The organism is Cysteiniphilum sp. QT6929, assembly GCF_030035755.1.
Classification (GTDB): Bacteria; Pseudomonadota; Gammaproteobacteria; order Francisellales; family Francisellaceae; genus Caedibacter; species Caedibacter litoralis.
Genome location: NZ_CP103983.1, coordinates 1,809,495 through 1,825,004 on the forward strand (window position 1 = coordinate 1,809,495; position 15,510 = coordinate 1,825,004).

General features: G+C 40.8%; 13 protein-coding genes. 4 read left to right on the forward strand and 9 right to left on the reverse strand.

From position 1 onward, the window contains the following. Positions 1–39: 39 nt before the first annotated feature. From dusB to NYP54_RS07960, 9 genes are all read right to left on the reverse strand, one after another. Positions 40–999: a tRNA dihydrouridine synthase DusB gene (gene dusB / locus NYP54_RS07920; protein WP_283156058.1), complete on the reverse strand. Its 960-nt coding sequence runs from the start codon at positions 997–999 to the stop codon at positions 40–42. Positions 1,000–1,005: 6 nt separating this feature from the next. Further along, a complete protein-coding gene (gene prmA / locus NYP54_RS07925; protein ID WP_283156059.1) occupies positions 1,006–1,899 on the reverse strand; it encodes a 50S ribosomal protein L11 methyltransferase in 894 nt (297 codons plus the stop codon). A 4-nt stretch (positions 1,900–1,903) separates the two neighbouring features. Then, positions 1,904–3,253 carry an acetyl-CoA carboxylase biotin carboxylase subunit gene (accC, locus tag NYP54_RS07930; RefSeq protein ID WP_283156060.1) on the reverse strand — a complete coding sequence of 450 codons (1,350 nt, stop codon included), beginning with the start codon at positions 3,251–3,253 and terminating at the stop codon, positions 1,904–1,906. A gap of 48 nt (positions 3,254–3,301) precedes the next feature. Then, on the reverse strand, positions 3,302–3,781 hold the full coding sequence (gene accB / locus NYP54_RS07935) for an acetyl-CoA carboxylase biotin carboxyl carrier protein (protein WP_283156061.1): 480 nt from the start codon (positions 3,779–3,781) through the stop codon (positions 3,302–3,304). Between the two features lie 141 nt (positions 3,782–3,922). Then, positions 3,923–4,369 (reverse strand): type II 3-dehydroquinate dehydratase, encoded by a 447-nt coding sequence (gene aroQ, locus NYP54_RS07940; RefSeq protein ID WP_117002882.1) that lies wholly within the window; start codon positions 4,367–4,369, stop codon positions 3,923–3,925. After that, the gene (locus tag NYP54_RS07945) at positions 4,370–5,200 is read right to left on the reverse strand and encodes a symmetrical bis(5'-nucleosyl)-tetraphosphatase (protein ID WP_283156062.1); all 831 of its coding nucleotides are present in this window, start codon (positions 5,198–5,200) and stop codon (positions 4,370–4,372) included. Then, the gene (rsmA, locus tag NYP54_RS07950; protein ID WP_283156063.1) at positions 5,201–5,977 is read right to left on the reverse strand and encodes a 16S rRNA (adenine(1518)-N(6)/adenine(1519)-N(6))-dimethyltransferase RsmA; all 777 of its coding nucleotides are present in this window, start codon (positions 5,975–5,977) and stop codon (positions 5,201–5,203) included. Between the two features lie 18 nt (positions 5,978–5,995). Next, positions 5,996–7,318 (reverse strand): peptidylprolyl isomerase, encoded by a 1,323-nt coding sequence (locus NYP54_RS07955; protein ID WP_283156064.1) that lies wholly within the window; start codon positions 7,316–7,318, stop codon positions 5,996–5,998. 129 nt (positions 7,319–7,447) lie between these two features. Then, the gene (locus NYP54_RS07960; RefSeq protein WP_283156065.1) at positions 7,448–10,051 is read right to left on the reverse strand and encodes an LPS-assembly protein LptD; all 2,604 of its coding nucleotides are present in this window, start codon (positions 10,049–10,051) and stop codon (positions 7,448–7,450) included. Between the two features lie 117 nt (positions 10,052–10,168). Between NYP54_RS07960 and NYP54_RS07965 the strand changes: the two genes are divergently transcribed. The 4 genes from NYP54_RS07965 to NYP54_RS07980 all read left to right on the forward strand — a co-directional run bounded on the left by NYP54_RS07965 (position 10,169) and on the right by NYP54_RS07980 (position 15,509). After that, positions 10,169–11,230, forward strand: a complete 1,062-nt coding sequence (locus NYP54_RS07965) for a phosphotransferase (RefSeq protein ID WP_283156066.1) — start codon at positions 10,169–10,171, stop codon at positions 11,228–11,230. Positions 11,231–11,241: 11 nt separating this feature from the next. After that, positions 11,242–14,709, forward strand: coding sequence for a DNA polymerase III subunit alpha (gene dnaE / locus NYP54_RS07970; RefSeq protein ID WP_283156067.1), 3,468 nt, complete (start codon positions 11,242–11,244; stop codon positions 14,707–14,709). 156 nt (positions 14,710–14,865) lie between these two features. Beyond that, positions 14,866–15,198, forward strand: coding sequence for a TrbC/VirB2 family protein (locus NYP54_RS07975; RefSeq protein WP_117002875.1), 333 nt, complete (start codon positions 14,866–14,868; stop codon positions 15,196–15,198). Between the two features lie 56 nt (positions 15,199–15,254). Continuing rightward, positions 15,255–15,509, forward strand: a complete 255-nt coding sequence (locus NYP54_RS07980; RefSeq protein ID WP_117002874.1) for a VirB3 family type IV secretion system protein — start codon at positions 15,255–15,257, stop codon at positions 15,507–15,509. Position 15,510: the final 1 nt, after the last annotated feature.

A 15,510-nucleotide genomic window follows, 5' to 3' on the forward strand; every position in this document is an offset into this window, starting at 1 on the left:
TGTTGAAATAGAGGAATTGCGTAACCTCATTTATTGTAATTAAACTGTGTAAGCTAAAAAATCAAGCTGCGCTTCAGGTGTTGTTAATTTATTAAAGTGTTGACGTGCTTTGATCAAATCAAGTTCTGTGACTTGCTCAAAATACCAAGTAATGTGTTTGCGCGCAAAACGCACACCCATGTAATCACCATAAAAGCTATGCATGGCTTTGACATGCTCAATGATGATATTTAATTTTTGTGTGAAGTTAGGTGATGGCTGGTAGCGACCAGTTTGCAAAAAATCATTGATTTGCTGAAATAGCCAAGGATTGCCATGTGCGCCTCTGCCAATCATCAGAGCATCAGCTTGGGTGTAAGCAAGCACCTCTTTGGCTTTTTCAGGTGTGGTGATATCGCCATTAGCAATGATGGGTATATGAATGCGCTGTTTGATTTCAGCAATAAGGTCATATTCGGCATTACCAGTATATTTCTGATCGCGCGTGCGTCCATGAATAGTAAGCGCATGAATGCCTGCATTCTCTGCAATTTGCGCAATCTTTAAGGCATTTTTATTATCCTTGCTCCAGCCAGTACGGATTTTTAAGGTCACAGGGACATTCACAGCATTGACAACTGTACAGAGAATCTCATCAACCAGTTGCTCATTTTGCATCAGTGCAGAACCTGCTAATTTATTGCAGACTTTTTTAGCCGGACAGCCCATATTGATATCGATAATATCAGCACCTTTATCAACATTTAAAACAGCGGATTCAGCAAGCATGATAGGGTCCCCACCTGCGATTTGAATAATCTTGGGGGCGACCTCATCACTATGATCAATGCGGCGCTGTGTTTTGGGTGTTTCATATAGATGCTTATGCGACCAAACCATTTCCGATACGACCCAGCCTGCGCCATGCGTTTTACACAGCTTACGAAATGGCAAGTCAGTCACGCCTGCCATTGGTGCTAAGAATAAAATGTTATCTGAGTGAAATTGACCTATTTTCATGCTTTTTTATGGCTTGCGGATGCCGGAAATTAGTGTCCATTCATCCTTAAAGGTCGGCTCATTTAATATGAAATAGGGTGAGAATGCCTTGATAATATCACCCACTTGCTCTTGTAAAATACCCGATAAGGCAAGCTTACCATGCGGTTTGATAAAATCAGCAATAACCTCTTTAAGATCAATTAAGATGCCTGCAAGAATATTGGCAATTAAAATATCCGTTTTGATTGACTTAGGTGCTGCATCGGGTAGATAAGCCGCGAAATTAGCATTAATATCATTTTTCTCAGCATTAGCATGCGTTGCTAAAATCGCTTGAGGATCATTGTCAATGGCAATGACGTCATGTGCACCGAGCTTCTTGGCAGCAACCGCCAAAATGCCGGAGCCGCAGCCAAGATCAATCACATGATCTTTGGTAGTGACATGCTGCTCAAGCCATTGAAGGCACAAAGCAGTTGTTTGATGTGTACCTGTACCAAAGGCAAGTCCTGGATCAAGGAGGATGTTGACTTGATCGTCACTGTGGATTTCCGGTGTACACCAGCTTGGATAAATCCATAAGCGACGTCCAAACTGCATCGGTTTGAAATCATCCATCCATGTGCGTGTCCAATCTTGATCAGCAAACTCACGTGTATGAATGTCGCCAATAATGTTGGGCTTTAACGCACTTTGATCAAGTGATGTGGCAATATCAGATAGCTGATATTCTTCAGTAAAAAGTGCAACCAAAACCACTTCATCCCATAAAGGGTTTTCATCGGGCTTAGGCTCAAGGATCGGTTGGTCTTTTGCGTCTTGATAAGTAACAGAACAAGCGCCTTGTGCTAAAAGATAGTCTTCTAATGCTTCAAGGTTAGCTTTAAGACAAGTAAGGGATAATTCTTTCCACAACATGGGGTTACGCTTTATCACGCTCGAGCATTTTCTCAAGATAGTGGATATTGGTGCCACCATTTTGGAAGTCGCGCTCAGCAAGAATTTTATGATGCAATGGAATATTGGTTTTAATGCCGCTGATAATCATCTCTTCAAGCGCGCTTTGCATACGTTGAATAGCGATATCACGTGTGCGAGCATGGACGATTACTTTAGCAATCATTGAGTCATAATTAGGTGGCACGAAGTATTGAGAATATATGTGCGAATCAACACGCACACCAGGACCACCTGGCGCGTGATAGATATCAATCTTGCCAGGGCAAGGCATCATTTTCTCAGGATCTTCCGCATTAATACGGCATTCAATCGCGTGTCCTGTGATCTTAATATCTTCTTGTTTAAATGTCAGCGAGCCGCCTGAAGCAATGCGGATTTGCTCTTTGATTAAATCGATATTGGTGATCGATTCAGTCACTGGGTGTTCAACCTGAATACGTGTGTTCATCTCAATAAAGTAGAATTCACCATTTTCGTATAAGAACTCAAAAGTTCCAGCGCCACGGTATTTAAGCATCTTACAAGCATCGACACAGCGTTTACCGATCTCAGCGCGTTGCTCGTCAGTAAGACCGACAGCAGGTGCTTCTTCAATGACTTTTTGATGGCGACGTTGTGTTGAACAGTCGCGCTCAAATAAATGAATGGCATTGCCTTCACCATCACCAAAGACTTGAATTTCAATATGACGCGGGTTTTCAAGGAATTTCTCCATATAAACCATGTCGTTATTGAAAGCCATTTTCGCTTCAGCTTGTGTCATTTCGATGAACTTTAGCAAGTCTTCTTTTTTGCGTACAACACGCATACCACGACCGCCACCGCCACCAGCGGCTTTGATCATGATCGGATAACCAATGTTATCTGCCATCGCTAGATTTTTTTGTGGATCTTTGCTGATTGGGCCATTAGAGCCAGGTACACATGGCACTCCTGCCTCTTTCATCGCTTTAATTGCGGCAACTTTGTCGCCCATCACACGAATGCTTTCCGCGCGTGGACCAACAAAAATAAAGCCACTAGATTCAACGGCATCGGCAAAGTCAGCATTTTCGGATAAAAAGCCATAACCTGGGTGAATGGCATCAGCACCAGAGACTTCAGCGGCAGCGATAATTGCAGGAATATGCAAATAGCTGTTTGTAGGGCTCGCAGGTCCAATACAAATAGTTTCATCCGCGAGTTTCACGTGCATCAAATCGCGATCAACTGTCGAGTGAACAGCAACGGTTTTAATGCCTAATTCACGGCATGCGCGAAGGATTCTAAGTGCAATTTCACCACGATTTGCAATTAAGAGTTTTTTTATCATATCAAGCCTGTCAAAAACTGTTTTAATATCTATACAATGAGAATTGGCTTAGCCAATAATGAAAAGTGGTTGATCGTATTCAACGGGTGAACCATCTTCCACAAGAATTTTAAGCACAGTACCAGAGTGATCAGCTTCGATTTGATTCATGATCTTCATTGCTTCAATAATACATAAGGTATCACCTGCTTTAACGGCTTGACCTTCGGTAACGAAAGAAGCAGCGCCTGGTGAAGGTGATTGATAGAAAGTACCAACCATCGGAGACTTAACTTGTTTGCCTTGTGGTAGGCTATCAGCAGGCTTTGCTGCAGGTGCTGCTTGTTGAGCTTGTAGTTCGGCAGTAACAGGCTGATGCGGCATAGCAGCAGGGGTGTGATGAATAAATTGCTGTGGCGCTAAAGCATGCATCGGCTGCGGATGACTGCCGGTAATGCGAATGGAAGTTTCGCCTTCTTTGATTTCAATTTCGTTAACATTTGACTTTTCAATCAATGCGATCAGTTGTTCAATCTTTTGAATATCCATCTGTTTTAATTAACCTTTGTTTAGATTTAACGTTTGTTTAACTCATTCCAACCAGACATTGTTGCGGCAAACGATCAAAATGTCACGTGTTGTTTTCGCTTTTTAGGTGTGGGTTATATCTAATTATTATTCAGTAAACCGTCATATGCAGTTATGTTGACAGTAATCAATCGCCGCATGCATTGCCAGTTCATAGCTTTTAGCACCCATGCCTGAAACAATGCCGTAGGCAATGTCAGAAAGGTATGAATGGTGGCGAAAAAGCTCGCGTTTATCAGGGTTTGATAAGTGTGTTTCAATAAAAGGAATGTTGATGGCAAGAAGTGCATCACGGATGGCAACACTGGTATGTGTGTATGCTGCTGGATTAATAATAATAAAGTCATAATTACCTTGAGCTTGCTGCAATTGATCAACAATCGCGCCTTCATGGTTTGACTGAAAGCAGCTGCAATGCATTTTTTTTGACTCAGCAAGCTCGATAAGCTTGTTATTTACATTGTCTAATGTTGCAGTGCCGTAAATATCCGTCTCGCGTTGACCTAGTAAGTTTAAATTAGGTCCATGAATAACCAGTATTTTTGCCATTTATTCGATCTCCTTAATTAAATTAATTGCATCGACCTGATGAATCTCTTGTGTATCAATACAGTAAGCACTTAGCTTGCCACCCCAAACGCACCCTGTATCAATCGCAATACAGCGTGGGTTGTTGCTAACACCATTTAGTGCTGCCCAATGTCCAAAAATAAGTGTGTATTTTGCATCAATTTTGGCATTAGGGATGTTAAACCATGCATCAAGGTGATCAGGTTTATTATTAAGCTCACCTTTGAAAGAAAAATCCAAGCGACTATTTTGATCACATAAGCGCATGCGTGTGAAATAATTAGCAATGCAGCGCCAACGGTTAACAGCTTCTAAATTATCTTGCCAAAGATCGGGTTCATTACCAAATAAGTTGCTCATAAAAAGCTGAAAGCACATATCGGTTTGCAGTACAAACTCAAGCTCTAACCCCAAACGTTTGGCTTTTTTAAGTGACCAAATTGGTGGGATGCCCGCATGAGTGATAAGGTGTTTTTTGTGACTATATAGAAAGTGCTGTTGCCGCAACCATTGGATTAATTCGTTTTTATCTTCAGCTTCTAAAATGGGGTTAAGTGTGTCTTTCTTAGCAGTCGGTAAATAGCCATAGGCAATGGCAAGAAGATATAAATCGTGATTGCCTAAAACCACTTTGGCAGACTTGCCTAAAGATTTAACAAAACGCAAGACTTCAAGCGATTGCGGTCCGCGATTAACAAGATCACCAGTAAAAATAAGCTTATCATTGTCTGGATTAAACTGGATTTTATCAATTAATTGCATTAATTCAGCATAGCACCCTTGAACATCACCAATCACATAACTTGCCATTTATAGTGCTCCTATGTGATTGCTTAATTTAACAAAATCGGCAACGCTTAGATTTTCAGGACGAAGTGTCAAATCAACGGGTAAATTATCTAGTTCACTCGCAGGAACAAGTGCCTTGAGGTTGTTACGCAAAGTCTTGCGACGCATCTGGAAAGCTTGTTTAACAACTTTGGCAAAAAGCGTATAGTCATTGGCAATAAATGGTAATTCATTATAAGGCGTTAAGCGTAAAATACGCGATTCGACTTTTGGCGCTGGCTTAAATGCGGTGGCAGGAACAGTGAATAGCGCTTCACATCTGAAGTGGTATTGTAGCATGACACTTAAGCGACCATAGTTTTTTTCAGAAGGCGCGGCAGCAACGCGGTCAACCACTTCTTTTTGCAGCATAAAATGCATATCTTTGAAAAGCGCTGCATATTCGATTAAATGAAAAAGAATAGGTGAGGAAATATTATAGGGCAAGTTACCAATGAGCTTTATTTTTTCGCCATGATAAAAGTCATTAAAGTTAACGGTTAATACATCTTGCTGGCAAATATTAAGCTTGCCATACATCGCGCAAGCAGCTGTCAATGGCAGGATCACATCTTCATCAAATTCGATAACTTGGATAGCTTTGGTGATTTGAAGAATATGGCGTGTTAATGCGCCAAGACCAGGGCCAATCTCGATAACATCATCATCTTTTTTTATCCCAGACTGATGAACGATATTGGCAATAATGTTCTCATCTTGTAAAAAATTTTGCCCTAAAGACTTTTTGGCTTTATGCATTTAATGTCTCTTGTGTTTTTATGCCTCAGGCAAATTTAAATTTTGATCAACGATTTCAACATACGCGCTATCACGCAATGATAGCATCCACGTTTTTAAGGCTTGTTGCGCGTTTTCATTAAATAACGCCATCATTGCTTGTTCTTTTTGATAATTGGCGGTGTCATCTTGTTTGCGTTTTGCAAGCACTTCAATGATTTGCCAGCCATTATTCACCTTAAAAGGCGCGCTTACTTTCTTTAGCTTAGCCGCTTTAATTGCTTGTGCTAATGCTGGTGGTTGAGCATTTAAGCTAATCCAGCCCATGTCGCCACCACTATCGGCATTATCAAGTGCATCAGAGTTTGCTTTGGCTAGGTCACTAAATGATTGATGGTTGTCAAGTGCGGTTAAAATGCGCATTAATTTAGCTTTTGCATCATTGTCGGTAACAACTGGAGAGGTGTTGATCACGATTTGTTGAACGTGATATTGTTCAACAAAGTGCTTGGCACTTTCCGGTGTTTTACTGTCGGCGAGTTCAATAATTTGAACGCTACCATTAGCAATAAATGGTGCACTGATTTGTCCATTTTGCAGTGCTTCAACTTTGTTTTGATAGATGCTTGGTAGTTTATTAAGTGTTTTCCAGTCAAGTGAGCCACCGCTACTTGCATTGCCTGCTTGCGAGTATTTTTTAGCAGCATCGGCAAAGGTGATTTTTTTATCTTTGATTGATTGAATAATCTCTTTCGCCTGCGCTATTACTTTTTGTTGATCTTCAGTCGTTGGGTTATCAGGTAGAGACAAGACGATATTGTTAACTAAATATTCAGTTTGATTATCACTAAAATGCTTTTTGATGTACTTATCAACTTCTGTTGGTGAGATATAAACCTTGCCCGCAACGGCACGTTGTTGCAGTTTGTTAATGATAAGCTGATCTTTGACCGTTTGATAATAGGTGCTGTAGTCAAGATTTGATGCTTTAAGCTTTTGTTTGAGCTGTGCTAACGTAATTCCGTTTTGCGCCGTTACTTCGGTAATTGAGTTATTAACTTCATCGTCAGTGACGCTAATGCCTTGGCGCTTTGCCATTTGTAGGGCAATGGTCTGGTTAATCAGCTGTTGCAAGACTTGACGTTGCAGGGTGAGGTCGTCTGGCACCTGAGCATTAGGATTGCTATCTAGTTGTGCTTTGGTTTTAGCAACTTCAATATTTAATTGATCTAAGGTGATCGCCTGATCATTGACGATGGCAACAATCTCATTGATTAAATGTTTGCCCTTGACGGTGGTGTTTTGTGCATGTGTGACGCTCGGTTTTTGCAATAGGGCAGGAGGCGTATCAGCAAATGCCAAAGAACTGAGAACAAGAGTGCTAGTAAGCGTTATAAATTTAGTGCGTAAGTGCATGAAAAAGTCAACTAAAGCTTAGTAATGCCAAGCATTATATACCCATAGCCAAGTGTTGAATAGTCTTTCTCAGCGTTAGTTAAACCCGCCATTTGGTGTGTAGCCTGGGATCATGGTCAGACGCTCATCAAGCGAGCTTTCACTACTACCGCCTAAGCCTTTTAATTCAAACTGAACAATAAAGGCATTGGTCAGTGGTCCTGTAATGTTGGTTGGATTGTTTGGGTCACTTGATGAGTTAACATAGCGTTGTGCTAAGAAACGAACCGCCCAACTGCAGGCATCGTATTGAATGCCAGCAAACATATTGGTCGTGTGTCTTGAGTTAAATGCATAACTCCAAAGCCCCGTTACTGACCAATGCGGTGTCAAGCGCCAAATGCTTGAAACAGTAACTTGTGATAATGGGTCAGGTGGAACATTCTGGCGTATCTGATCAGGTGTCAAGAGTGCGTAGTTATTTTTGATATTTTGATATGCCACATTGAAGATGTGGTTATTATCAGGCATGTATTGGATTTGATAAGTCTGTGAATCAACATTGTTGTTGATCGGGTTGTAAGTGCCTGAAGTCATCAGTTGCCAATGTGGCAAAAAGCGATAGTTAAAAAATGCCGCAATATCAGAAGTAGTACTGTCGTGGAAAGGTACGTACGAGTTAGTGCAATCAGCATTTGTGCCAGAACATAACGATACTTTGCGATCAGCAAAATAAAGAATCTGCCCAATACCGGCGCTTAGTACGCTCATTCCTGTGTCTTGATCATTGACCGAGGTTTCCAGTGCGTAAGAAACTTGATTGGCATTATTAATGCGGTCAATTCCAGTAAAGACATTGGTCTGGAATAAAGATGCGTAACTAAAATTACTCAATGAGGTATCAAACAACGGGATGTTGCTTTGATTTTGATATGGGATGTACGTATAGAATAGCCGCGGTTCTAGTGTTTGTGTGTAGCTGTGATCATTAAAGCTAAATTTTCGATCAAAATATAAACCAGTATCAATGTTGATAATGGGTAAACTTCTAATGATGTTTTGCTCAGGGTATTGGTTTTGACTGAAGCCAGTTGTGCTTGCAGCGCTTCTATTTTGCAAGGTATATGCAGTTTCAGAGAGCGTCAGTGATGGCGTAAAAAAGCCCCAGCTTTTCTGGAAAGGGAAGCTTACTTTCGGCGCGCTATAATAACGTTGACCTTCAACTTGCGATACCCCGTTTAATCCAGGTTTTGCAAAGTAGGTGAATTGGTTATCCCAATTAAAGTCCATGTGCGGCAAGAGTCCTGGGTATGCGGCATTGGCATTGATTTGCGGCAAGGTTGAATAAGGACGGTTTGCCAGAAACATCGTATCATCAATGACGTCATAGGATTGCACGGTGGTATTGAAATTCCAGTGTGGGTCAATGTAACTGACAGATGCTTGGCGATCAAGTAAGGTTTGTGTTGAAAGACCTATATTGTCACTATCAAAGTCATTGTAGAAGTCTTTGTCGCCAATGTACTGATAATTAATGTAGCTTGACCAGTTTCTGCCATACTGACCATTATCAGTAAAAGAAAGTGCTTTACGATTAGTGTTGTTACGCCGATCATGTGGCATATATTGAAGGTCGAGATTGCCACTTTGAGTTTCGGTTAGATAACGAAAGTTACCATCCATTAAAATACCACGATGATTATAGATGGTTGGCGTTAACAGCAAATCGTAGTTAGGTGCCAGGTTCCAATAAAAAGGAGTCGATAAATAATAGCCGGAGTTGCTATTGTAGCCCGCTGTGGGGTATAAGAAACCAGTACGGCGACGATTGTCAATCGGGAAGGTCATATATGGCCAATATAAAATAGGTACATCCTTAACATAGAATAAGGTGTTGTAAGCAGTGCCAAGCCCTGATTCTCGGTCAAGATCAATCGTTGTGGCGCCCAACATCCAGTCATTGCCGTAGGGACTGTCTGTGGCGTAGGTTGCTTTTTTTAGCGTGTAATCTGTTTTGCTCTTTTGAATAATTTGGTTAGCATGACCATGGGCGTAACCTGTGAAATTACTTGCTTTATTATTAATTTCGTCAGAGGTTAAATTCGCCATTGATCCACCAGGCTTTTGGCGTACGCGAATTAGGTAGTAGGTGTCATCTAGTGTTGCAGTGTTATTGCTAATATTGGCTTGTCCCTGTGAGCCAATCGCAAGTTGCCCTGGTTGGCTTAGATTAACGTTACCTGTTAAGTCAATCTGATCAATCTTTTTGTCTTTGTTTTGTTTTAAAACAGCCTTGTCAGCAGCAAGGTATTGGTTGCCTTTATTTACTTCAACTGCGCCTTCGGCAGTAATCGTGCCGCTTCTGGCATATTGATATTGCTGGGCGTTGATTTTGGCTTCATTTGAAGGGTTCTTGTTAATCGGTGCTTGATAATAGTAGCCGCCGCAAATATTGTTAGGATCATTGGTTGGCACCCAGCCTAAGGCATCAGCGATAATTTGTTTTTTCTCTTTGGGTAACACGCCTTTTTTAAATAAATCCGCATTATTACTGTTAATCTCAACACATTGCCATGTGTCACCGTTGGCACTGCATTGCCAAGATTTTTGCAAAGGATTTTCAATGGTAATCTTGCTAAGACCAATACCCGGGATGGCACAAAGCATTGCCAAAGGCAAAATTTTTCGGTGTAAATTCATTAATTTGTTCATTGAATAAAAAATATCCTTTTGCCTGTTTGCTAGGAATTCTAGGTTTCATCAAACCAAAACTACTGCTATTCTATCGCGTTGTTGTTAGATTTCTAGGAAAAAGTCGTGCAATCTAGGTTTTTGCAAATTATCGAATGGCTAAAAACGCTGTTCCCCAACACGGAGCCTACCTTGGTGCCAATTGTTGGTGATGCCAGTTTCCGTCAGTATTATCGCGTTAATCTTGACAATAAAAGTTATGTTGTGATGGATGCACCATTGGATCGAGAGAAACCTGATGTGTTTTTTAGGGTTACGCGCCTTTTGCGTTACTTTAATTTACAAACGCCAGAATGTTATGCCTATGACCAAGAAAGCGGTTTTTTATTATTAGATGATTTTGGCGATACTCAACTTTATCATGCGGTGCATGCTGAAAAAAATATTAAGCAATATGAGCAGGTGTTGGCATTGATTCCAACGTTTTGGCAGATTGATAAAGCACTTTTCCCTAATTATGAAAAAACAAAATTTGCTTCTGAACTTGATGTGATGAAACTTTGGTTTTGGCAATGGTTGGGACTTGATGCGGAGACCTTGCATCTATTGGAGGCGCCTTATCATCAATTGCAGTCGCTTCTTGTTGCTAACGCACTTGAACAACCCAATGTGTTTGTGTTTAGAGATTTCCATAGTAAAAACATGATGTGTTTGCCGAATCAAACATTAGGATTAATTGATTTTCAAGATGCCGTGAATGGTCCGATTACCTATGATTTGGTATCAGTATTGAAAGATTGTTATTTAACTCTGCCAAAGTCGCTTGTCGATCAAGGTATAAGCTTATGTTATCACAGAGCGCAAGCGCAAGGCTTATTAAATCAAGAAACCACCTTGGATAAATTTAGATACTGGTTTGATCTAATGGGATTGCAGCGACACTTAAAATGTTTGGGGATTTTCACGCGGCAAGATATTCAAAACAAACGTAAAAATTATCTCTGTTATTTGCCGCGTGTGATGCATTATATTGACGAGGTATTATCTAGGTATAAAGAACTGACATCTTTTAATGATAATTGGCAGCGGTTGGTCATACCAGCCTATGAGTCAAAAATTAAAGCGCTTAAAGATAAGCCTGTCCCTGTTAAATTTGATACCATTGGTAGTGTATTTGAAAATCAGTAGAGAGTAAGATTATGTCGGCACGTTATGTTCATTTGAAACTGCACAGCGAGTACTCGTTGATGGATAGCATTATCCGCATTAAACCATTGCTTGAAGAATGTGTTAAGCGCGAGTTGGCAGCGGTTGCGTTAACTGATATGTGCAATATGTTTGCCGCAGTGAAGTTTTATAAGGCGGCACTTGCCAGTGGCGTTAAACCAATATTTGGCAGTGAAATATGGATTGAGGTTGATGGTGCGCATTATCCGTTAACGTTAATTGCTAAAGATAATCAAGGCTATCAAGTCATTGTTGATTTGATTTCACATGCTTATCTTTATGCCAATAGAGTCAATGGCATTCCTGTGTTGCCAAAAAGCACACTAGCAAGCTTTGATTTCACACATGTTTTTGTACTAAGCGGTGGGGTTAAAGGCGAGATTGCGCAGAGTTATTTCGCGCAAAAAGATACTGAAGCAGAAAATATTTTAGAGGCATACCTTAAAATTGTCCCTAAAGAAAACTTCTTTATCGAGCTTCAGCGCATTGGTCATGATGGTGAGGAAGATTATATTCAAAAGGCAGTTGCTTTAGCGCAAGAGCACCAAGTGGCAGTGGTGGCAACTAATGATGTACGTTTCTTAAATGAAGATGAGTATTCGGATCACGAGGTGCGTGTCGGTATTTACCAAGGTTATACCTTGTTAGATCAGGCGCGTAAAAGTCAATACACGCCTAAGCAATACTTGCGCTCGGCCGATGAAATGTGTGAGCTATTTGCGGATATCCCGCAAAGTTTGAGTAATAGTGTATATATCGCACAAAATGCTAATGTCATGTTTAATTTGGGTGATGCGGTGTTACCACGTTTTGATATCCCAGAGGGCATGACTGAAGCGGAATATTTTGCCGAGGTTTCTTTTAAAGGATTGGATGAGCGCTTTGCTTTTATTTTGATGGGCAAAAAAGACGAAGATAGATCCGCCATTATCGAAAGTTATAAAGCACGCTTGCAAGTTGAGATTGATGTGATTTGTCAGATGGGTTTTCCAGGGTATTTCCTGATCGTTGCAGATTTTATTCAATGGTCAAAAGACCATGACATTCCTGTGGGACCAGGACGAGGTTCAGGTGCGGGATCCTTGGTTGCTTATGCGCTTAAGATTACCGATATTGATCCGATCCCTTATGGTTTGCTATTTGAGCGCTTTCTAAATCCTGAACGGGTATCGATGCCCGATTTTGATATTGATTTTTGTATGGATGGTCGTGATCGCGTGATTGAGTATGTTGCGCAAAAATATGGTAGTGAGAGCGTCTCACAAATCATTACCTATGGATCGATGGCAGCTAAAGCCGTAGTGCGCGATGTTGGGCGTGTGCTTGGGCAGCCTTATGGTTTTGTAGATAGGATTGCCAAGTTAATTCCCAATGATCTTGGCATTAAACTTAAGGACGCCTGCGCCCCTGAAACGCCATTGCATGATTTGTGTCAGCAGGATGAAACAGCAGATGAGATTATTAAGATTGCACTAAAGCTTGAAGGTTTGACGCGCAGTGTCGGAAAACATGCTGCAGGGGTCGTGATCTCACCTTCAAAAGTCACGGACTTCTCGCCGGTTTATTGTGAAGAAGGTACCAAGCAACTGGTCACACAGTTTGATAAAAAAGACGTTGAAGAAGTTGGCTTGGTTAAGTTTGACTTTTTGGGTTTAAGAAATTTAACCATCATTGATAATGCTTTAAAAATTGTTAATAAACAAAGACACTTACAAAATGAGTCTGCACTTGATATCGCGCTGATTCCAATGACCGATAAAAAAACCTTTCAGCTCTTGCAAAATGGCGAGACAACCGGTGTCTTTCAGCTGGAGTCACGCGGTATGAAGGAGTTGATCAAACGCCTAAGACCGGATTGCTTTGAAGATATTATCGCTTTGGTGGCGTTGTATCGCCCTGGACCTTTAGGCTCGGGCATGGTAGATGACTTTGTTAATCGTAAGCACGGCAGACAAGAAGTAAGCTATCCGCATCCTGATTTGAAAGATGTATTGGAAGAAACCTATGGGACGATTTTATATCAAGAGCAAGTGATGCAGATTGCGCAGATTCTAGCGAATTACTCGCTAGGAGGTGCAGATTTATTGCGCAGGGCGATGGGTAAAAAAATCCCTGAAGAGATGGCAAAGCAGCGTGAGACCTTTGAAAAAGGGGCTGCTGAAAATGGCATTGACGCCAAGCTTGCAAGTTCAATTTTCGATTTGATGGAAGAGTTTGCAAAATATGGTTTTAATAAATCACATTCTGCGGCATATGCTTTGGTATCTTATCAAACTGCCTTTTTAAAGGCGCACTATCCAGAAGCCTTTATGGCAGCGGTATTATCGTCGGATATGGATAACACGGATAAGGTGGTGAACTTCATTTCAGAATGCCAAAAGATGCAAATAAAGCTCATTTTGCCGCATATTAATATCAGTGATTATTACTTTACGGTCAATCAACAGACTGAGCTTGTCTATGGTCTAGGTGCGATCAAAGGCGTTGGTCTTGCAGCAATTGAAGGGATTTTGGCGGAGCGCCAGCAAAATGGGGTATTTAAGGATTTGTATGATTTCTGTGCGCGTGTTGATACGCGTAAAGCCAATAAACGTGTCTGTGAGGCACTTATTTACGCAGGTGCAATGGATGGTTTTGCCAAAAACAGACAAACACTTATTGCAACGATTGAGGATGCAATGAAGGCAGCTGAGCAAAAAAGCCAGATGCAAAATAGTGGGCAGCTTGATTTATTCGGTTTTAGTGAACCTGAGGCTTCAAATGATACAGCGCGTGACATATCACATATTAATGTGCCAAGCTGGAGTACTAAGGATAAGTTGATTTTTGAAAAATCAGTATTGGGCATGTTCTTATCAGGGCATATTATCGATGAAGATAGAATATGGCTTAACCACTTTAAAGTACAATCATTAAGTCGCATTACTGCAACAACGCGTAAAGAGTCGATTTTGCTTGCGGGTGTTGTCGTCGCGATGGCGCAGCGTAAAACAAAGTCAGGAAAACTAATGGGGGTTTTGCAAATTGATGATGGTTGTGAGCGCCTAGAGTTGGTGATCTTTAGTGAATTATATGACGCGGTTAAGCATTTGATCTCTGTTGATGAAACAGTGATTGTTGAAGGTGAGGCAAGTATCGATGCCTACAATGATCAGCTACGAATTAATGCGTTATCAATTGAACCGATTGCTAAGTATGTTGATAAAAATATTAAGTCATTGAAATTGTCTTTTTCACAACAACAAATAGCAACAGTGCAGACCCTGCTTACAGAGTTAGTGGCATCATCTAATGAGGCGGAACTTAAAAGTGTCGAGTTGTATATCCAGTCTGATGATTACGATGTCACGCTTTCTGCACAAAAGATGCTGCTTGATGCTTATCTTTTGGGGGCGCAGGTAAAAGTCTTAAGAGAAAATAATATACATTTAATGTTTTAATAATATCTTTAACCGTCATTTATGGGCGTGTTTCTAACATTGCTTAATCAGATATTTATCCTATTTTGCAGCATCCAATTCTTGATTTGCCAATATATTTGACTAATATAACCTTAAACATTTAGTCAGGAACCCTTTTAAAAGGAGAAATAAAGAATGAAGCATTATCTTGAGTTTTTAAAGCGTGCACTATTTGCATTATCAATGTTGCCGTTAACTGTGGCAGTGAGTTTTGCAACCGATACGCAGAATAATGCATTTTCAGCGATGACAGGACCTTTACAACAGATTATGGATGTAATCTCAGGGCCGATTGCGCAAATGGCAGGTGTGATCTGTATCGTAATTGCAGGCTTGGGTATCGCCTTTGGTGAAGGTGGTAGTGGTGTTAGACGTCTATTTCAAGTGGTGATGGGGCTTGCAATTGCCTTTACTGCAGCCAGCTTGATTTCTGGATTATTTAACCGTGGATCAGGGTTGATTTTCTAATATTTTTTAATAGCTAAAAAATACAAAACTCAACAACTAAAAAAGGATGCGTAACAATGGCAGTGCCTGGATTTGTGATCAAGATACACAACTCTCTAACAACACCGCTTTTAACGGCAGGTGTACCCAGACAGTTTTTTATTTTAAATGGTACTTTGGGAGCGGCTATTGTTCTTGGTATGCAGTCTTGGTATGGCATTCCTATCTTTATTATTATGCATACTGTTGCCGTATTGATGACCAAAAAAGACCCGCAGTTTTTCCAAGTCATGGTGCGTCATGTTAAACAACGAAATTATTATGGTGTATAGC

What these genes read in the sequence shown, in the direction of transcription:
- accC (WP_283156060.1), bottom strand. Translation starts at nt 3,253, where the DNA reads ATGATAAAAAAACTCTTAATTGCAAATCGTGGTGAAATTGCACTTAGA.
- aroQ (WP_117002882.1), bottom strand. Translation starts at nt 4,369, where the DNA reads ATGGCAAAAATACTGGTTATTCATGGACCTAATTTAAACTTACTAGGT.
- NYP54_RS07975 (WP_117002875.1), top strand. Translation starts at nt 14,866, where the DNA reads ATGAAGCATTATCTTGAGTTTTTAAAGCGTGCACTATTTGCATTATCA.
- NYP54_RS07960 (WP_283156065.1), bottom strand. Translation starts at nt 10,051, where the DNA reads ATGAATTTACACCGAAAAATTTTGCCTTTGGCAATGCTTTGTGCCATC.
- NYP54_RS07980 (WP_117002874.1), top strand. Translation starts at nt 15,255, where the DNA reads ATGGCAGTGCCTGGATTTGTGATCAAGATACACAACTCTCTAACAACA.
- accB (WP_283156061.1), bottom strand. Translation starts at nt 3,781, where the DNA reads ATGGATATTCAAAAGATTGAACAACTGATCGCATTGATTGAAAAGTCA.
- NYP54_RS07945 (WP_283156062.1), bottom strand. Translation starts at nt 5,200, where the DNA reads ATGGCAAGTTATGTGATTGGTGATGTTCAAGGGTGCTATGCTGAATTA.
- rsmA (WP_283156063.1), bottom strand. Translation starts at nt 5,977, where the DNA reads ATGCATAAAGCCAAAAAGTCTTTAGGGCAAAATTTTTTACAAGATGAG.
- dusB (WP_283156058.1), bottom strand. Translation starts at nt 999, where the DNA reads ATGAAAATAGGTCAATTTCACTCAGATAACATTTTATTCTTAGCACCA.
- prmA (WP_283156059.1), bottom strand. Translation starts at nt 1,899, where the DNA reads ATGTTGTGGAAAGAATTATCCCTTACTTGTCTTAAAGCTAACCTTGAA.
- dnaE (WP_283156067.1), top strand. Translation starts at nt 11,242, where the DNA reads ATGTCGGCACGTTATGTTCATTTGAAACTGCACAGCGAGTACTCGTTG.